This is a genomic window from Salinispora vitiensis, from assembly GCF_000378825.1.
GTDB classification, from domain to species: domain Bacteria; phylum Actinomycetota; class Actinomycetes; order Mycobacteriales; family Micromonosporaceae; genus Micromonospora; species Micromonospora vitiensis.
Map to the genome: position 1 here is coordinate 4,734,657 of NZ_KB900388.1, position 19,286 is coordinate 4,753,942.

The 19,286-nt window shown below is 71.0% G+C and carries 12 protein-coding genes; 7 read left to right on the forward strand and 5 right to left on the reverse strand.

Going from position 1 to position 19,286, the window contains the following annotated elements:
• Positions 1 to 114: 114 nt before the first annotated feature.
• Entirely contained in the window at positions 115 to 2,472 is a 2,358-nt protein-coding gene (locus tag SALPAC2_RS0122445) for a transketolase-like TK C-terminal-containing protein (RefSeq protein ID WP_018218869.1), read from the forward strand.
• A 35-nt stretch (positions 2,473 to 2,507) separates the two neighbouring features.
• Here SALPAC2_RS0122445 and SALPAC2_RS0122450 read toward each other — a convergent pair whose 3' ends face one another.
• Together SALPAC2_RS0122450 and SALPAC2_RS0122455 are read right to left on the reverse strand one after the other, a co-directional pair.
• Complete coding sequence (locus SALPAC2_RS0122450) at positions 2,508 to 4,088, reverse strand: metallophosphoesterase (protein ID WP_018218870.1); 1,581 nt, start codon at positions 4,086 to 4,088, stop codon at positions 2,508 to 2,510.
• A gap of 218 nt (positions 4,089 to 4,306) precedes the next feature.
• Positions 4,307 to 5,473, reverse strand: a complete 1,167-nt coding sequence (locus SALPAC2_RS0122455) for a PQQ-dependent sugar dehydrogenase (protein ID WP_018218871.1) — start codon at positions 5,471 to 5,473, stop codon at positions 4,307 to 4,309.
• Between the two features lie 80 nt (positions 5,474 to 5,553).
• On the opposite strand from SALPAC2_RS0122455, the gene SALPAC2_RS0122460 reads away from it, so the two are divergent.
• Positions 5,554 to 6,471, forward strand: a complete 918-nt coding sequence (locus tag SALPAC2_RS0122460; protein ID WP_018218872.1) for a 2-hydroxyacid dehydrogenase — start codon at positions 5,554 to 5,556, stop codon at positions 6,469 to 6,471.
• Here the strand turns inward: SALPAC2_RS0122460 and SALPAC2_RS0122465 are convergent.
• From SALPAC2_RS0122465 to ilvD, 3 genes are all read right to left on the reverse strand, one after another.
• Positions 6,465 to 6,854 (reverse strand): PH domain-containing protein, encoded by a 390-nt coding sequence (locus SALPAC2_RS0122465; protein WP_018218873.1) that lies wholly within the window; start codon positions 6,852 to 6,854, stop codon positions 6,465 to 6,467. The two genes, SALPAC2_RS0122460 and SALPAC2_RS0122465, sit on opposite strands and share 7 nt — an antisense overlap.
• Positions 6,855 to 7,001: 147 nt before the next feature.
• Positions 7,002 to 8,405, reverse strand: coding sequence for a right-handed parallel beta-helix repeat-containing protein (locus tag SALPAC2_RS27635; protein ID WP_018218874.1), 1,404 nt, complete (start codon positions 8,403 to 8,405; stop codon positions 7,002 to 7,004).
• A gap of 739 nt (positions 8,406 to 9,144) precedes the next feature.
• Positions 9,145 to 10,992, reverse strand: a complete 1,848-nt coding sequence (ilvD, locus tag SALPAC2_RS0122475) for a dihydroxy-acid dehydratase (protein ID WP_026185030.1) — start codon at positions 10,990 to 10,992, stop codon at positions 9,145 to 9,147.
• Between the two features lie 144 nt (positions 10,993 to 11,136).
• Here ilvD and SALPAC2_RS0122480 point away from each other — a divergent pair, with 144 nt between their 5' ends.
• From SALPAC2_RS0122480 to serA, 5 genes are all read left to right on the forward strand, one after another.
• Entirely contained in the window at positions 11,137 to 13,401 is a 2,265-nt protein-coding gene (locus SALPAC2_RS0122480) for a putative bifunctional diguanylate cyclase/phosphodiesterase (protein WP_018218876.1), read from the forward strand.
• Between the two features lie 408 nt (positions 13,402 to 13,809).
• On the forward strand, positions 13,810 to 15,693 hold the full coding sequence (locus SALPAC2_RS0122485) for an acetolactate synthase large subunit (RefSeq protein WP_018218877.1): 1,884 nt from the start codon (positions 13,810 to 13,812) through the stop codon (positions 15,691 to 15,693).
• A 61-nt stretch (positions 15,694 to 15,754) separates the two neighbouring features.
• Entirely contained in the window at positions 15,755 to 16,270 is a 516-nt protein-coding gene (gene ilvN, locus SALPAC2_RS0122490) for an acetolactate synthase small subunit (protein ID WP_018218878.1), read from the forward strand.
• A gap of 60 nt (positions 16,271 to 16,330) precedes the next feature.
• Positions 16,331 to 17,344 carry a ketol-acid reductoisomerase gene (gene ilvC / locus SALPAC2_RS0122495; protein WP_018218879.1) on the forward strand — a complete coding sequence of 338 codons (1,014 nt, stop codon included), beginning with the start codon at positions 16,331 to 16,333 and terminating at the stop codon, positions 17,342 to 17,344.
• A 323-nt stretch (positions 17,345 to 17,667) separates the two neighbouring features.
• Positions 17,668 to 19,263, forward strand: a complete 1,596-nt coding sequence (gene serA / locus SALPAC2_RS0122500) for a phosphoglycerate dehydrogenase (RefSeq protein WP_018218880.1) — start codon at positions 17,668 to 17,670, stop codon at positions 19,261 to 19,263.
• The last annotated feature ends 23 nt before the right edge of the window (positions 19,264 to 19,286 follow it).

The window sequence follows — 19,286 nt, forward strand, 5'->3', positions numbered from 1 at the left end:
TCGGCGGGCCCTCCGCTGCCACCCTCGGCGGGCCCTCCGCTGCCACCCCTCGACGGGCCCTTCCTGCCCACCCCTCGGAGGGCGCCAACGGCGGCGCCCGGATGGAGTCCCCCCGTGAACCAGCACGACCTTGCTGTCCTCGACGAGATCCAACGCCGGGTGCTGTGGCTCGCCACCCGCATCGTGGACGCGGCCAACCACGACCGGGACACCGGCGACGGCGTGAAGGTCGGCGGGCACCAGGCGTCCAGCGCCTCGCTGGTCACCGCGATGACGGCGCTGTGGTTCGCGCACCTCGACGCCGAGGACCGGGTCGCGGTGAAGCCGCACGCCTCCCCGGTGTTCCACGCCATCCAGTACCTGCTCGGCAACCTGGACCGGTCGTACCTGACCCGGCTGCGTGCCCGGGGTGGCCTCCAGTCGTACCCGTCCCGGACGAAGGACCCGGACGAGGTCGACTTCTCCACCGGCTCGGTGGGTCTGGGCGCGGCGGCGCCGCTCTTCGCGGCGGTCACCCGCCGCTACGTGGACGCGCACTTCGGCGCCCGTCCCCGGTCCCGGTTCGTCGCCCTCATCGGTGACGCCGAACTGGACGAGGGCAACATCTGGGAGGCGGTCGCCGACCCGGCCACCGCCGGGCTGGGCAATGTGATGTGGCTGGTCGACTTCAACCGCCAGTCGCTGGACCGGGTCGTACCGGGCATCCGGATCGATCAGTGGCGGGGCCAGTTCGAGGCCGCCGGCTGGCACGTCGTGGAGGTCAAGTACGGTCGCCGGCTCGCCGCCGCGTACGCCCGTCCAGGCGGGGCGGCGCTGCGGGACTGGATCGACCGGATGCCGAACGAGCAGTACCAGTCGCTCTTCGGCCTCGCCGGGCCGCTGCTGCGCAAGCAGTTCCTCGACGGCGCGCCGGCGGGAGTCGCGGAGTTCATCGCCGACATCCCCGACGACGAGCTGGGCCCGCTCGTCACCGACCTCGGCGGGCACGACCTGGCGGCGATGCTGGACGCCTACGCCCAGTGCGACGCGGTCACCGACCGGCCCAGCGTGGTCTTCGCGTACACGGTGAAGGGCTGGGGGCTGCCGATCGCCGGTAACCCCCGCAACCACTCGGCGCTGCTCACCACCGCGCAGGTGGACGCGTTGCGGACCGCGCACGGCCACACCCGGGACACCGAGTGGGACCGGCTCGACCCGGCGTCGGCGGCCGGCGTCCGGGCCGGGGAGCGCCGGGAGGCGCTGTCCCGGGCACCACGCACGCGGGCACTGGGCGTCAGCGTCCCGGAGACGACCCGGGTACGCGCGAACAAGCCGGTCTCCACCCAGGAGGTCTTCGGTCGGGTCCTGGTCGACCTGTCCCGTGACCCGCAGGTCGGGCGTTACCTCGTCACCACCGCACCGGATGTGGCCACCTCGACCAACCTGGCCGGGTTCATCAACCGGTCCGGGGTGTTCGCGCCCACCTCGCAGCGCGAGTGGTCCGAGGACCGGATGCTGCGGTGGACGGAGAGCCCGGCCGGTCAGCACATCGAGCTGGGCATCTCGGAGATGAACCTGTTCCTGCTGCTCGGCCAGCTCGGCCTGGCCTGGGATCACTCCGGGCAGCCGCTGCTGCCGGTCGGCACCGTCTACGACCCGTTCGTGCTGCGGGGCCTGGACGCCTTCCTTCACGGCACCTACTCCGGCGCCCGGTTCGTGGTCGCGGGCACCCCCTCGGGGGTCACCCTGGCGCCGGAGGGGGGCGCACACCAGTCGACGCTCACCGCCAGCGTCGGCTTGGAGCTGCCCGGGGTCACCTTCGTCGAGCCCGCCTACGCCACCACCCTGGACTGGCTGCTCTGTGACGCGTTGGGGCAGATCGCCGGGGGTACGGCGCCGGCCGCGACCGCCGCGCCCGGGGAGGACGGCGGCTACTACTTCCGACTCAGTACCCGCCCGGTTGACCAGGCTCCGTTCGCGGCGGCCCGGAGCCGGCTCGGCGACGCGGTACTGCGTCGGCAGGTGCTCGCCGGCGCCTACCGGCTGGTCGACGCCCACCAGGCGTACCCGCAGCTCGCCGACGCCCCGGTCGTGCAGCTCGCCGCCTCCGGTGCCGTCCTGCCCGAGGTGCTCGCCGCCGCGGCCGAGCTGGCCGAGGAGGGGATCGCCGCGCACGTCGTGGACGTGACGAGCCTGGACCGCCTCTACCGGGCCTGGCAGCGCACCCTGCGCCAGGGGGTCCGCACCGCCACCGTGCCGAGCGTTCCGGGGGCGCTGCGGTCGGCCTTCGTCGACCGGGTGCCGGTGGTCACCGTGCACGACGCCGCGTCACACGCGATGGCGTGGCTCGGCTCGGCGGTGGGCGCTCCGGCGGTGCCTCTCGGCGTGGACGAGTTCGGGCAGTCCGGCAGTGTCGCCGAGCTGTACGAGCTCCACGACCTGTTGCCGGGCAGCATCGTGAACGCCGCCCTCGCCGCGCTCGCCCTGCGCTGACCGGTCGGTGACCGTCGGCTCGTCCGGCGGTCCGGTCAGCGGGTCGGGGTGGGGGTGACCGGGGCGGGAGCCCCGGCCTTCGGGTCCGGCACGATGTGCCGTTCGAGGTTCACCTGGGCTTGGCCGGTGCCGCCGACCGTGATGTCGTCGTACGCCTGGAGCAGTTTCTCCTCGTCGAAGTAGAGGACGGTCATCGACAGCGGGGTGGGCTCCTCGCCCTCCAGGCCGCGCAGGCCGGCGCCACCGGTCGAGCCCTGCACCATCAACAGGGTGGGGGTTTGGTCCGGCTGCTGGGGCAGCCGGTACACCTCGCGGTTGTGGGTGTGTCCGGCGAGTACCAGCGGGGTGGCGCCGGAGAGGGGCCCCGCCGAGGCGGGGTCGTGCACCAGTGCCATGTCCACCGGCCGGGGTGCGCTACGGGCGGTGGCCGCCAACTGTTCGCCGGTGTCGATGAGCTGGTCGGCTGTCTCCCCGGTCAGGTTGCTGCCCGCCGGTGAGGTGCTCTTGTCCGGCGTGAAGCGCGGGTCCCCGATGCCGGCGATGGTCAGCCCGGCGACCACGGTGGTCGTGTTGTCCAACACGATGGCGTTGCGCTGCTGGGCCACGGCCGCGGTCGTGCCCCCCGAGTCGTGGTTGCCGCGGATGTAGACGTAGGGCTTGCGGAGGAGCCCGATCGAGTCGACGTAGTTCGCCTCCGGCTCGCTGCCCCAGTCGGTGATGTCGCCGGTGTCGACCACGACATCGATCCCGAACTGCTCCACCACCGTCTGGATGACCTGCCAGGCGGCCGGGTTCAGGTGCAGGTCGGAGATGTGCAGCACCCGGGTGGTGCCGGGCTGCGGCTCGAAGACCGGCAGCTCCGAGACGGTGGAGTAGAGCTGGCTGACGTTGCCGACCAGGCGCTGGAGCTGCTCCGCGTAGCGGGTGTAGTCGTTGGCGATCCGCTGGACGTCGCCGACGAGCGCCGGCGCGTTGACCAGCAGCCCCTCGTAGCGGGGTTCTTCGATCGCCTGCGGTCGCAGGGTGGCCGCCGCGGTGCCCAGGCTGCCCGCGGTGATCGCGAGCGCGAGCACCCCCGCCCAGGCCGTACGGCGGGTGTCGCGGAACACCAGCAGAGCCAGCAGCAGGGTGACCAGCACCGTGGCGGCGACCGTACGGGCACCGAGGCGCAGGACGCCTTCCCGAATGTCGTCGACGGCGCTCTGGCTCGCCCGGTCGAGGCTCTCCGGGTCGTGCAGCAACGCCTCGGTGCGGTCCTGATCGAGGGCGCCGAACTGCACGGTCAGTTCGGTCGGCCCGTCGTGGCTGTCCAGCAGCAGCGCGCCCAGCGGCGGGATGTCGATGGTGGTGCCGCCGTGCAGCGCCGGCGTCACCGTCAGGTTCGCCTGGAACGGCCCGACCTCGGTGCTGACCCGGCCGCCGGCCAGCGTGCCGATCAACACCCCGGCCAGGGTTACGGCGAGTACGGCCAGGGTCACCCCGACGGCTCGCAGCGCCCGCCAGCGGTTCGAACGGCCGCCGGTTCGCCGGTGCCGTCGCTGGAGCCGCCGACCCCAGCCAGTCTCCGGCGGCTGGCCGCCTCGGCTGTCCTGCTGCTCGTTCTCCTGACCGTCCATGCTGAAATTCTGACTCGCTGAGTCGAAAGGCTCGGGAAAATCTGGGCCGGGTGTTGCCCGTCGTCGACTTAATCCGGCTTCGCTGCCGGCTTTGTCCGGTCTCGCCGTCGACGTCAACCGGCTTCCCGGTCAGCTTTACCTGGTCTCGCGGTCAGGTCTACCTGGTCTTGTGGTCAGCTTCGTCCGGGTCTCGCGGTCAGGTTTACCTGGGTTCGCGGTCAGCTTCGTCCGGCTTCGCCGTCCGCGAACACCAGTCGCAGGAGACGGTCGTCCTCCGCCACCGGAGCTCCGCGCCCGTCGTGGTTCGAGGTGCCCACCCAGAGCGAGCCGTCCGGTGCCGTGGCGACTGCCCGCAACCGGCCGTACTGCTTAGTGAGCAGGTCGCGCGGCTGGCCGAGCGTTGCGGTATCGGTCAACTCGACCAGCCAGAGCCGTTGTCCGCGCAGGCAGGCCGTAACGAGGAGCTGCTCGGTCCGGGCCAGCCCGGAGCAGGAGGCTTCCGCCGGCGGCCACCAGACGATCGGGTTGACGTACCGACTGTCGTCGGAGCGGCCCTCGACCTCCGGCCATCCGTAGTTGCCGCCCGGCTCGATCTCGTTGATCTCGTCCCAGGTGTTCTGGCCGAACTCGACGGCGTACATCCGACCGTCGGCGGCCCAGGTGAAGCCCTGCACGTTCCGGTGTCCCAGCGACCAGACGGGCGAGTCGGGGAAGGGGTTGTCCGGTGCCGGCTCGCCGTCGGTGGTGATTCGCAAGATCTTTCCGCCGAGCCGGTCGCCATCCTGCGCCTGCTCCCGATCGCCGGCGTCGCCGGTGCTGGCGTAGAGCTGCCCGTCCGGGCCGAAGGCGAGGCCACCGCCGTTGTGGGTGCGCGCCTTCGGGATGCCGGTCAGGATCGGACGCGGCGGCTCGCCGAGGGCCAGCCGGGCGACCCGGTTGTCCTGCTCGGCGGTGTAGTAGACGAAGACCGTCTGGTCCCGCTGGTAGTCCGGGGAGACGGCGATCCCCATCAGCCCGCCCTCGCCACCTGCCGTCACCTCGGCGAGGGTCTGGACCACGGTCACCCGCAGCCCGTCGGGGTCGGACTCCGGCCCGACCTGGAGGATCCGGCCGGAGTCCCGCTCGGTCACCAGCGCGCCCCCGTCCGGGAGGAAGGCGATGCCCCACGGGACTCGTAGGCCCTTCGCTAACACGGTGGCCACCACCTCCGGCCCGGTGCTTCCCGGGTCGGAGATGGTCGGGGTGGGGAAGGTGGGGGGTTCGCCGGCCGGGTCGGGCCCGGGCTCGCCGAAGCTGCAACCGGTGGTGATCAGCAGCGCCGCGCACGACGCCGCGAGGGTAGCCCGAAAGCGGCGGGTGCGCGGGTGCGCGGGACGGGCGCTCACCGGGACCAGGGTAGCGGCCGGTGGGCCGGTGCGGGCCCCGGAAACGGGCGGGCCGGCCCGAGGCTCTATCGTCGGCGGGTGTGAAGGTGTGGATCCCCCATGAGGACGGCACGTCCCTCCTCGGTGACCTGCCGGCGGGTGTCACGGTGGAGGTGGCGGAGCCGGACCGGCTCCCGTCCCCGGTGACCGACGTCCGGTTCTGGGTTCCGCCGTTCCTGGCCGAGGCGGACACCACCGACCTGTTGCGGGAACTCCCGGATCTGGAAGTGGTGCAGCTGTTGACCGCCGGTGCGGACGCGTGGGCTGGCCGGATGCCGCCGGGCGTGACGCTCTGTGACGCGCGCGGAGTGCACGACCAGGCCACCTCGGAGTGGGTCGTCGCCGCGATCCTGGCGCACCTGCGCTCCTTTCCCACCCTGGTCCGGGCACAGGACCGTCGGGAGTGGGCCTACCGCGAGGTGGCGCCCACCGACGAACTGGCCGGCAAGCGGGTGCTGATCGTCGGCGCCGGCTCGATCGGCACGGCGCTCGAGGCACGCCTCGCCCCGTTCGAGGTACGCCTCACCCGGGTGGCCCGGACCGCGCGGCCCGGCGTACACGCCGTCGCGGAACTGCCCCGGCTGCTGCCGGAGGCGGATGTGGTGGTGCTGCTGGTGCCGTTGACCGAGCAGACCCGTGGCCTCGTGGACGAGGGCTTCCTCGCGGCGATGTGCGACGGCGCCCTGCTGGTCAACGCCGCGCGGGGGCCGGTGGCGCAGACCGAGGCGCTCGTCGCCGAGCTCGGCACCGGCCGGATCTCGGCCGTACTGGACGTAACCGACCCCGAGCCGCTGCCCGCCGACAACCCGCTGTGGGCGATGCCGAACGTGCTACTCACCCCGCATGTCGCGGGCTCGGTACAGGGTCTGCTTCCGCGGGCGTACCGGCTGGTGGGCGATCAGATTCGCCGCTGCGCCGCGGGCGAGCCGCCGACCAACGTGGTGGTGGCGGGTTACTGAGTCGACTGGTCGGCCGAACCGGGTTCGGGCCGCTCGGTGACCGCGACGAGCCGGGGCAGGTCGTCCGGGCGGACGGCGGGCAGCGGGACGGTCTGACCGCCGATGAGCCGAGCGACCGCCCGGCCCGCTGGGTCCGCGCCCAGCTCGACGATCTGGTCCCAGCGGATTCGGTGCTGGCCGGCGAGCGCCCGCAGGCACAGCCCCTGTGCGGTGACGTCGGTGCCGGCCCGCCAGGCCCACCCGCCGACCAGGAGCGGTACGAGGAGCACCGGCAACAGGTACCACCGGGCGGCGGCCAGGGGCAGGGCGCCGAAGAAGGCGACCACCGCGGCCACCAGCAGGGCTTGGTTGTGCCGGAAGCGGAGGGTGTCGGAGCGGCTCACCCTGTGATGATCCCACCTGGTCCCCAGCGGTGTCGGGACGGGGTGGTCCCGTGCGCCGCGGGTCGTGGCACGGTCGATCACCGCCAGGAGTGCGGGGCTCCGACCCGCCGCTTTTGCGGCGGGTCGGAGCCCCGCGTGGGTGCCGGTTCAGGCTGGGCAGTCGGGAACGTCGCCGACGCAGTTGTTGGGCCGGTTCTTGATCACGATGGTGCCGGTGGCGGTGTTCAGGTCAACCGTCCCACCGTCGTTGACGATGCCGCCGCCATCGACCGTGGCGATGTTCTTCACCACCTGCGTGTTGTACAGCGTCACCATGCCCCCGGCGTTGTAGATGCCGCCGCCCTCCTCGGCCTGGTTGCCGATGACCTTCGTGTTGCGCATCACCAGCACGCTGAAGTTGTACACGCCGCCGCCGAAGTTCGAGAGGGAGGTGTTGTCCTGGATTAGGCCTTCCTCGACCACAGCGGTGGAGTCGGGGCCGACGAACAGGCCACCGGCAAACCCGGTGGAGGCGGTGTTGTTGGTGATCTTCACCCGCTTGAGGGTGAGCTGTCCGTCAACCTGGATCCCGGCAAAATTGCTCGAGCGGTTACCGGTGATCGTGCTGTCGACGACTGTGCCGATTCCGTCGTTGAGGATCAGCAGGCCGCCGGCTCCCCCGGAGTTGTTGTCGGCGATAAGGCTGTGCCGGATCGTCACGACGGCGGAGGAACCGATGCTCAACACACCGCCCACGGCGCCTGCGGTATTTGCCTTCACCGCTGCTTTCTCCAGAGTCACCCGCCCCCCGGAGTTAGCGATACCGCCCCCGGTGGCGATGGCGGTATTACGACTCACGGTGGTGTGTCGCACGGTGGTGACGCCGGCGCTGTAAATACCGCCACCGTTTCCGTTGGCGATGTTGCGGGTGATGGTGCTGTGGTTGGTGGTGAGTGCGCCACCGGTGTTGACGAGGATGCCGCCGCCGTCGGTGTCGGCGTATCCGCCGGTGATGGTGAGGTGGTTGAGGGTGAGGTCGCCACCGACATCGACGGTGAGGATTCTGAACTGTTCGACGGCGGCGGCACGTTCGATGACGGTGTGTTTGCCGCCGTTGAGGGTGATGGGGGTGGTGATGGCGGGGAGGCCGGCGTCGTCGATGATTGCGGTGAGTAGGTAGGTGCACTTGCTGGCGAGGTCGAGGGTGGCGCCGCCGCGGGCGTTGGCGAGGGTGATCGCGGCGATTAGCTTGTCCGTGTCGCAGGGGACCGGGATGCCCTTCGATTTCTTGCCCCTGCCGTCGTGGGCGCTCCCGTCCCCCTTGGCTCGCTCGTCGTGGTAGTCACCTCCGGTGGAGGGGGTGCCCCGATCTCCCCCGGGTCGGTCGTCGCTACTGCTGATGGCGCGTCCGACCGCATCCCCGATTGGGGTGACGGTGATGCCGGCGGCGGTGAGGGCCAGGCCGGTCACCCCGGCCAGCCCGGCGGCCCACCAGCGCCGCCGTGACCTCGCCCGGTGCCCGCCGGGGCGGTCCTCCGGTTCGGGTGTCTGGATGTGTTCCTGCTGGTTCATCGCGGTGTCGGTGTCCTTCCCCCGTGAACGACGAGGAGCCGTCCGCCCGGTGGTGCCGGACCGGGTGGGTTCCTCGGCTACCGAGCGGGCGGTAGCGGCCACCCCGGACGCTAAACCGACAAACAAGCCAAATGAACATGAACCCGAAAAACATGCCCAAAACAGACAACTGCTCCTGCGGGTCGGCCGCTCCCGCCCGCCTCGTCCAAGGGCTGGCCGACGCGGTGGGCGCCCGCCGCGCGCCCGGAGGGGCCGCCAGGCGGCTCAGGCTGTTGGCGTCGGACGGAGACGTTGGTTGGGTGACGCTGGGTCTGCGGCTGCGTGCGGCGCGAAGTCATTTCAGAAAGGCGGTCTCGATTGGCGTAACGTAAAGTGCTCGATTAACTGCCGAGTGTTCGAATTTAAGAGTTATTAAGGTGATTCTGGGGCTGGCCTATAGCTAGATGTCTGTGAATGTGGGGGAGTGGTCGGTAGAGTCAACATCGGTGCGGCGGAGGCGAGTTCCGGCTTCTCCGCCGCGGCATTGCCGACCGGCAGACGAGGAGGACGACGTGACGATTCAAAAGGTCGTAAGACTGGTCGCTGTTGTTGTAATTGCCGTGACGGGGTTCGCCAATCCAACCGATCCAGGGACTGAGCGGCAAGAAAAGACCTCCACCGCCACCGGTGAATCTCGGGTCTAGCTCCGTTCCCGGGCTATCTCGGGGCGCGGCCCTCGAGGTCGCGCCCCGAACTCCGGCTACTCGGGGACGCGGCGGTAGGCGCCGTCGCTGGCGGACGTCGCCATGACGGCGTATGCGCGCAGCGCCGCCGAGACGGGGCGCTGCCGCTCCGCTGGCGTGTACGGCCGGTCTCGTTTCTCCTGCGCGACCCGGCGGGCGTCCAACACCTCGGCCGGTACGGCCAACTCGATGGCCCGGTTCGGGATGTCGACGACGATCTCGTCGCCTGATTCGACCAGGGCGATCAGCCCACCGGCCGCCGCCTCCGGTGAGACGTGCCCAACCGACAACCCGGAGGTGCCGCCGGAGAACCGGCCATCGGTGAGCAGTGCGCAGGCCCGCCCCAACCCCCGGCCCTTGAGGAACGAGGTGGGGTAGAGCATCTCCTGCATTCCGGGCCCGCCCCGGGGGCCTTCGTAGCGGATCACCACCACGTCCCCCGCGGTGACCTCCTTGGCCAGGATGGCGGTGACCGCGTCGTCCTGGGACTCGTAGACCCGGGCCGGGCCGCGGAAGGTCAGGCACTCCTCGGGCACCCCGGCGGTCTTCACCACGCAGCCCTCCGGTGCCAGGTTGCCGTGCAGGATGGCCAGTCCCCCGTCCGCGGTGTACGCGTGCGCCCGGTCCCGTATGCAGCCACCGACCGCATCGGTATCCAACGTGGACCAGCGGTTGGTGGTGGAGAACGGCTCGGTGGTGCGTACCCCGCCCGGCGCGGCGTGGAACAGCTCGATCGCCTTCGGTGTCGCGGCGCCGCCGCGAACGTCCCAGTCGGCGAGCCAGCGCTCCAGCGAGGGGGAGTGCACCGCGTGGACCTCCCGGTTGAGCAGGCCGGCCCGGTCCAGCTCGCCGAGGATGGCCGGGATTCCGCCCGCCCGGTGGACGTCCTCCATGTGGTAGTTGGGGGAGTTCGGTGCGACCTTGGCCAGGCAGGGCACCCGCCGGGAGATGGCGTCGATGTCCAGCACCCCGAAATCCAGCTCGGCCTCGCGGGCGGCGGCGAGCAGGTGCAGGATGGTGTTCGTCGAACCACCCATCGCGACGTCGAGGGCGACCGCGTTGTCGAAGGCGGCGCGGCTGGCGACCGCGCGGGGCAGCACCGTGGCGTCGTCCCCGTCGTACCAGCGCCTGGCGATCTGGACGACGGTGCGGCCGGCCTCGACGAAGAGTGACCGGCGGGCGGCGTGGGTCGCCAGTGTTGACCCGTTGCCGGGCAGGGCCAGGCCGATCGCCTCGGTGAGGCAGTTCATCGAGTTGGCGGTGAACATCCCGGAGCAGGAGCCACAGGTGGGGCAGGCCGAGCGTTCGATCTGGTCGAGCTGGTCGTCGGTGACCGCCTCGTTGGACGCGGCGATCATCGCGTCGATCAGGTCGATTTTGGAGTGCACGACGCCCTCGATCGCGACGGTCTTGCCGGCCTCCATCGGGCCGCCGGAGACGAAGACGGTCGGGATGTTCAGCCGCAGCGCGGCCAGCAGCATCCCAGGAGTGATCTTGTCGCAGTTGGAGATGCAGACCAGAGCGTCGGCGCAGTGGGCATTGACCATGTACTCGACGGCGTCAGCGATCAGCTCCCGGCTGGGCAGCGAGTAGAGCATGCCGCCGTGGCCCATCGCGATGCCGTCGTCCACGGCGATGGTGTTGAACTCCCGGCCCACCCCGCCGGACTCGGCTACCGCCTCGGCCACCAGGCCACCGAGGTCCTTGAGGTGGACATGCCCCGGAACGAACTGGGTGAAGCTGTTGGCGATGGCGACGATCGGCTTGCCGAAGTCGTCGTCGGTCATCCCGGTGGCCCGCCAGAGGGCTCGGGCGCCGGCCATCGTCCGACCGTGGGTGGAGGTCCTCGACCGCAGCTCAGGCATGCGTACCAGTCTGGCACCGTCGTGGGGGTTACCGGAGCCCGCGCCGGACGTGTCCCAACAGATGCGCAACCCGACCCCCCGTACCCCGCGTTCATCCGGCAGAGTTGGGCTGTGTTGTTACCCACGAGTCGGTTTCGCGGCGCGGTGCGCAGCGGGTTCACCCGCAAGCCGGCTGCCATCCCGGCGGTGGGCGGTGCCCGCCGGCCCGCAGCGTTCCTCCTCCTCGCCGTGGCCGCCGTCATCGGACTGGTCGCGGTCGTGGCCGGCGTGGCGGTGCTGCTGACCGCTGCCGGGCGGCCCGAGCTGGTCCCTTCGGTCGGCTGGGCCGAGGTGGTCGCCCTGGTCGCCGCGACCAGCGGGCTGCTCTTCGGGGCCGGGCTGCTCCGGCTCCCCGGCATGGCCCCGACCATCGGCGTGGCCACCCGGCTGTTGCTGGATGGTGTGATCATCGCTACCGCGCTCTGGTTCGTGGGTTGGGTGCTCCTCGTCGAGCCGACCCGCCTACTCGGATCCGCTCCGGCGGTCGGTGCGCCGATCCTGCTCGCCACCGCCAGCGCGGCGCTGATCGCGGGCCTCGCCACCGTCGTGGTGTTTCGGGTCTCGTCGCCGCGGCGCCGCCTCGCCGCGTTCGGCGCGGGTTCCGCCGCGACGGCCCTCGGTGGGCTCGGCGTTGCCGCCGGGCTGCTGAAGGCTGAGGCGGGGTTGGCGTTCGGTGGCGCGACAGTGGCCGTCGCCGGCCTGCTGACCGTGGCCCTGATGCTTCATGGGTGCGATCGTCCCTGCCGGTCGGACATCGACCCGACCCGTCGCGAAGGTGAGCACGCCGTCCTGCCGATCCTGGTGATGGCGGGCGCGGCGGCGTACCACTTTCTCCAGGATGGCAGCTTCGACCCGTGCGGCGTGGCCGCTGTCAGCATCGAGGTCTTCGCCCTGGTCGCCCGGCAGTACCTGACCCTGCACGATGTCCGCCGGTACGCGCGCCGGCTGGTCGAGGGGGAGGCGCACTTCCGGGAGTTGGCGCACACCGACGCCCTGACCGGCCTGGCGAACCGGCGGGGACTGCTGCGGGCCCTGCACCGATGCGCGGAGCAGGGCACCCCGTGCGTCCTGCTCCTGCTCGACCTGGACGGCTTCAAAAACGTCAACGATGTGCGCGGTCACGACGCCGGGGACGCCGTCCTAGCCGAGGTGGGCCGGCGGCTACGCGCCGCCCTGGGCTCCGGCGAGTTGGCGGCCCGACTCGGCGGGGACGAGTTCGCCGTCCTGCTGCCCGGCTCGCCGGCCGCCCTCGATCAGCGGGGGGAGCAACTCCTCGGGGCGGTGGCGGCCGCGTACGAACTGCCCGAGGGGCCCGTCTTCCTCTCAGCGAGCATCGGCATCGCCGGTTGGGCCCGCCAACCCGACGTCGAGCTGCTGCTGCGCCACGCCGACCTAGCCCTGCGCTACGCCAAGCAGCGCGGCAAGAACCGGATCGAGCGGTACGACGTCTCCTACGACCAGCTGTTGAGCCGACGGGCCACGCTTGAGCACGAGCTGCGGGGGGCGATCGAACGCGACGAGCTGCGGCTGGTGTTCCAACCGGTGGCGTCGCTGCCGTCGGTGCGCCCGGTCGGTGCCGAGGCGTTGCTCCGATGGCGCCATCCGGAGCTGGGTGCGGTCCGCCCGGATGAGTTCATCCCGCTCGCCGAGGAGTGCGGCATGATCGCCAAGCTGGGGGCGTGGGTGTTGGACGAGGCCTGCCAGCAGCTCGCCCGTTGGCTTGCCGACGGGCACGACGTGTGGGTGTCGGTCAACGTCTCTCCTCGAGAGCTACACGCCCCGGCCTACGTTGTTCAGGTCGCTGACGCACTGCGCGCACATCGGGTTCCGCCGCAGCGCCTGGTGCTGGAGGTCACCGAGCACGCCGTCGCCACCGACTTGGACGAGCTGATCCGGCGGTTGACCGCGCTGCGCCGTACCGGGGTTCGGATCGCGTTGGACGACTTCGGCGCCGGCTACTCCTCCCTCGGCCAGCTTCGGCGGCTTCCGCTCGACATTCTCAAGATCGACCACAGTCTCGTCGCCGGGCATGAGCCGGTTCGTCCGGTGGATGCCGACGGCCCGGCGTTCGCCCCGATGGTCGACATTGTCATGCGGCTTGGCCATCAGTTGGGTCTGGGGGTTATCGCCGAGGGGGTTACGACTCCGACCGAGCTGGCCGAAGTGGTCGCCGCGGGCTGCCACTTCGGCCAGGGCGCGCTCCTCGGCTGGGGGGTGCCGGCCGAGCACCTGGAGGCGATGTTGGAGGCGGCCACCTCGTCGCACGCCCCGCCGGTCGCCATGTCGGTGCCGCCCGTGCTGGCCTCCGGCCCGCCGCCGCCCCGGCGGCCGTTGCCCCGGCCCGGGCCCGGACAGCCGGTGCCGGAGTAGCCCGGTCGAAGTAGCCGGTGCCGGTCGGAGCAGCCTGAGCTTCGTCTGGCCAGGTCGGGCGGGTCGGGTCGAACTGGCTGGGTCGAACTGGCTGGGCCGGAGCGGGGTTGGGTCGGCACGGGGACCGGGTCGGTGGCGTCGACTGTCCCGAGGTGGGGAATTCCGACCGATCCGTTAACCAGCATATGGGACTGGTTGACTCATTGCTTGAGATCCGTCATGCTGTTCCCCATGTCGTCGTATCGGTCGCTGCGAGTACTTACCTGAGCGCACTCTCCCACTGAGAGTGCGCTGGCCCCGTGCATCCCGCACGCGGGCTTTTTTTGTTGCCGTCAGATCCCGTCGGGCACCCCGCCGGCGTTCCACCGCAGAACCCACCGCACCCTCCAGCCGAAGGCCTGAACCGCCATGACGAGACCCACACCCGAGACCCTCGCCAACTCCGCCCGGCGGGCCCGCGCGGCCGTCGAGCAGGCCCGCGACGCCGACCGGCCCCGCGGGACGGCCACGCCGACCGTCCCGGCGGTACGCACTCCCGTTTCCGCCCCCGCCCAGGTCTCCGGTGCCGGGTCCCTCGTGCGTTCTCTCGAAGCGCTCGGCGTCGAGGTCATCTTCGGCATCCCCGGCGGCGCGATCCTGCCGGCCTACGACCCGTTGTACGACTCCACCGTCCGGCACATCCTGGTCCGGCACGAGCAGGGTGCTGGACACGCGGCGACCGGGTACGCGCAGGCGACCGGGCGGGTCGGCGTCTGTGTCGCCACCTCCGGGCCCGGCGCGACCAACCTGGTGACGCCGATCGCCGACGCGTACATGGATTCGGTGCCGCTGGTGGCGATCACCGGCCAGGTCGCCCGGCCGTCGATCGGGACGGACGCCTTCCAGGAGGCGGACATCCAGGGCATCACGCTGCCGATCACCAAGCACAACTTCCTGGTCCAGAGCGCCGAGGAGCTGCCGCGGGTGCTCGCCGAGGCGTTCCACCTCGCCGCGACCGGCCGGCCCGGCCCGGTGCTGGTGGACATCCCCAAGGACGTCCTCCAGGCGTCAACCGTCTTCGCCTGGCCACCGACGCTAGATCTACCCGGCTATCGGCCGACGCTGCACCCGCACGGAAAGCAGATCCGGGAGGCGGCCCGGCTGATGGCCATCGCCCGCCGGCCGGTGCTCTACGTCGGTGGCGGGGTGCTCAAGGCCGGCGCGACCGACGGGCTGCGCCAGCTCGCCGAGCTGACCGGAATTCCGGTGGTCACCACCCTGATGGCGCTCGGGGCGTTCCCCGACTCGCACCCGCAGCACCTGGGCATGCCCGGCATGCACGGTACGGTCGCGGCGGTCCACGGTCTGCAGAAGGCGGATCTGATCGTCGCGCTGGGGGCGAGGTTCGATGACCGGGTGACCGGCCAGCTGGACTCGTTCGCTCCCGACGCGGCCGTGGTGCACGCCGACATCGACCCGGCCGAGATCGGCAAGAACCGGCACGCGGACGTCCCGATCGTGGGGGATGCCCGGCACGTCATCGACGAACTGGTCGGCGCGGTCACCGTCGAGCAGTCGGCCGGTCACCGGCCTGACCTCGACGACTGGTGGTCCCAGCTGCAGGAGCTGCGCAGGCGTTACCCGCTGGGGTACGACGATCCGGCCGACGGCACGCTCTCCCCGCAGTACGTGCTCCGCCGGCTCGGCGAGATCGTCGGCCCGGAGGCGGTGTACGTGGCGGGTGTGGGCCAGCACCAGATGTGGGCTTCCCAGTTCATCTCGTACGAGAAGCCCCGCACCTGGTTGAACTCCGGCGGCCTCGGCACCATGGGGTACGCGGTGCCGGCGGCGATGGGCGCCAAGGTTGGTCGGCCGGAGACGGTGGTCTGGGGGATCGACGGCGACGGCTGCTTCCAGATGACCAGCCAGGAGCTGGCGACCTGTGCCCTGGAAGGGATACCTGTCAAGATCGCCGTGATCAACAACGGCAATCTCGGCATGGTGCGGCAGTGGCAGGCCCTCTTCTACGGGGAGCGCTACTCCAACACCGATCTCGGTACCCACAAGCATCGCATTCCGGACTTCGTCAAGCTCGCCGAGGCGCTCGGCTGCGTCGGGCTGCGCTGTGAGACAGCGGAGGACGTCGACCGGACGATCGAGGCCGCGATGTCCATCAACGACGCCCCGGTGGTCATCGACTTCGTGGTCGGCAAGGACGCCATGGTGTGGCCGATGGTCGCCGCCGGCACCAGCAACGACGAGATCATGTTTGCCCGCGGGGTCCGGCCGGTCTTCGATGAGGACGAGGTGTAGTCATGGCCCACCACACCGGGCACCGCAGGGGTCGGGAGAACCAGACGAGGAAGGCATCACCGTGACCATGCATACGCTCTCCGTACTCGTGGAGAATAAGCCCGGGGTCCTGGCCCGGGTGTCCGGGCTCTTCTCCCGGCGTGGCTTCAACATCGGCAGTCTGGCCGTGGGGGAGACCGAGAACCCGGATGTCTCCCGGATCACCATTGTGGTCAACGCCGACTCCTCCCCGCTGGAGCAGGTCACCAAGCAGCTCAACAAGTTGGTGAACATAATCAAGATCGTTGAGCTGGACCCCCAGGTGTCGGTGGCCCGGGAACTGCTGCTGGTGAAGGTCCGCGCGGACCGCAGCGCGCGCGGTCAGGTGCTGGAGACGGTGAACCTGTTCCGCGCCCGGGTCGTGGACGTCGCCCCGGAAACGCTGACCGTCGAGGCGACCGGCACCCCGGACAAGCTGGCCGCCCTGCTCCGGGACCTCGAGGCCTTCGGGATCAAGGAGATGGTGCAGTCCGGCACGGTCGCCATCGGCCGTGGGTCCCGCTCCATCACCGCCGGCCCGGCGCTTCGGGCCGCCTGATCCGTACCCCACCAGATCTCCGATCGGCCGCCGGGCGCGGCCGTACGAAAGGGAAGTTCCATGAGCATTGAGGTGTTCTACGACGACGACGCCGACCTGGGTCTGATCCAGGGCCGCACGGTCGCCGTGATCGGGTACGGCAGTCAGGGCCACGCCCACGCGCTGTCGCTGCGCGACTCCGGTGTCGCGGTGGTGATCGGTCTGCCCGCCGGGTCGAAGAGCCGGCCGAAGGCGGAGGAGCAGGGGCTACGGGTGCAGACCCCGGCCGAGGCGGCGGCCGAGGCCGACATCATCATGATCCTGGCGCCGGACACGGCCCAGCGCACCCTCTACACCGAGTCGATCGCGCCGCACCTCACCGCGGGTAAGGCGCTCCTGTTCGGGCACGGATTCAACATCCGGTACGGGCTGATCACGCCGCCGGCCGAGGTGGACGTGGCGATGATCGCCCCGAAGGGCCCCGGCCACCTGGTCCGTCGGCAGTACGTCGACGGCAAGGGCGTGCCCTGCCTGGTCGCCGTCGAGCAGGACGCCAGCGGTAGCGCGTTCGGCCTGGCCCTGGCGTACGCCAAGGCCATCGGCGGTACTCGGGCCGGCGCCATCAGGACCACCTTCACCGAGGAGACCGAGACCGACCTCTTCGGCGAGCAGGCGGTGCTCTGTGGCGGTGCGGCGGCGCTGGTGCAGACCGGCTTCGAGGTGCTCACCGAGGCCGGCTACGCCCCCGAGGTGGCCTACTTCGAGTGCCTGCACGAGCTGAAGCTCATCGTGGACCTCATGTACGAGGGCGGCATCGCCCGGATGCGGTACAGCATCTCGGACACGGCCGAGTACGGCGACCTCTCCCGTGGCCCCCGCGTCATCGACTCCCGGGTCAAGGAGCGGATGCGGGCGATCCTGGGCGAGATTCAGTCCGGTGAGTTCGCCCGGGAGTGGGTTGCCGAGGACGAGGCCGGCCGCCCCAACTTCGCCAAGTGGCGGGCGGAGGGCGCGGCACATCCGATCGAGGAGACCGGCGGCAAGCTGCGGGCCATGATGAGCTGGGTGGACCGGCCCATCACCGAGACCGCCTGACCCAGGAAGCTCCCGGGCGCCCCGGTGCGGGACTCTCCGGGGACCGCGTGCGCCCGTGACCTGACGCTCTCCCTCCCCGGCGTCGGGTCCCGGGCGTCCGGCGGTTGCGCTCCGGCACCGACGACGGATGTGCAGTTGGCCGTGCCGGGCGGTCGCTGTGAGGGCACTCACCCTGATCACCGGAGCGCCGGCCCCGATCGGCCCCCTACGATCCCTGTTAGGTGCCCGTAGCCGGCACCTGACGGCCATGGCTGGACTGCCGGCGGGGCGCAGTGCTGCCCCCGCCGCCCGGCCGACCGCTTTAGACGACATTTAGAGGACCAATGAATCCCGTCGTACTGATCGCCGAAGAACTCGCTCCCGCCGCCATCGAGGTGCTCGCCCACGACTTCGACGTCCGACATGTGGATGGCACCGACCGTCCGGCCCTGCTCTCGGCGCTCTCCGAGGCGGACGCGGTCATTGTCCGCAGTGCGACCCGAATCGACGCCGAGGCGATCGCCGCGGCACCACGACTCAAGGTGGTCGCCCGGGCCGGCGTCGGCCTGGACAACGTCGAGGTGCCGGCGGCCACCACCCGCGGCGTCATGGTCGTCAACGCCCCCACCTCCAACATCGTCTCCGCGGCCGAGCAGGCGGTCGCCCTCCTGCTGGCGGTCGCGCGGAACACCGCCAGCGCCAGCACGGCGCTGAAGGTGGGGGAGTGGAAGCGGTCGAAGTACACCGGGGTGGAGGTGCAGGGCAAGACCGTCGGGGTGGTCGGCCTGGGGCGCATCGGTGTCCTCTTCGCACAGCGGATCGCCGCGTTCGGTACCCGGCTGATCGCCTACGACCCCTACATCCAGCCGGCGCGGGCGGCGCAGCTCGGCGTCCGCCTCGTCGGCCTGGATGAGCTGCTGCGCCAGAGCGACTTCATCTCCATCCACCTGCCGAAGACGGCGGAGACGGTGGGTTTGATCGGGGAGAAGGAGCTGGCGATCGTCAAGCCCGGGGTGCGGATCGTCAACGCCGCGCGGGGTGGCCTCGTGGACGAGCAGGCCCTCGCGGACGCCATCGCCGAGGGGCGGGTCGCCGGGGCCGGCGTTGACGTGTACGCCAAGGAGCCCTGCACCTCATCGCCGCTGTTCGCCTTCGACAACGTGGTGGCGACCCCACACCTGGGCGCCTCCACGCACGAGGCGCAGGACAAGGCGGGCCTCGCCGTGGCGCGCAGTGTGAAGCTGGCGTTGCAGGGCGAGTTCGTGCCGGACGCGGTGAACGTACAGACCGGTGGCGTGGTCGCCGAGGACGTCCGGCCGTTGCTGCCGCTGGCCGAGAAGCTCGGCCGGGCCTTCACCGCGGTGGCCGGTGGGATCGCCGCGAGCGTGACCGTGGACGTGCGGGGCGAGGTGGTCAGCAACGACGTCTCGGTGCTCAAGCTCGCGGCGACCAAGGGGCTGTTCAGCTCGGTGGTGGAGGAGCAGGTCACCTACGTCAACGCCCCGCACCTGGCGGCCGAGCGCGGGGTGGAGGTGTCGCTGGTCACCAGGCCCGAGACGGCTGAGGAGGCGCTGCTGGTCACCATCCGTGGTGCCCTGCCGGACGGCCGGACCGTGAGCGTCTCCGGCACCAGCGTCACCGGTGCCCGGGACGTCAACAAGCTGACCGAGGTGGACGGCTTCGACGTGGAGATCGGGGCGGAGGGCATCCTGGTCTTTCTCCGTTACGCCGACCGGCCCGGTGTGGTCGGTGCGGTCGGCACCCTGCTCGGGGAGGCCGGCGTCAATATCGCCGCAATGCAGGTGGCCCGCCGGGAGGCTGGTGGGGAGACGCTGATGACCCTCACCGTTGACCAGGCGCTCGGCGCCGATCTGCTCACCTCGGTCGCCGGTTCGGTCGGTGCGACCTCGGCCAGCGCTGCTGACCTGCGGGAGGAGTGATCGCGAGCCACGGAGGGCTCGGC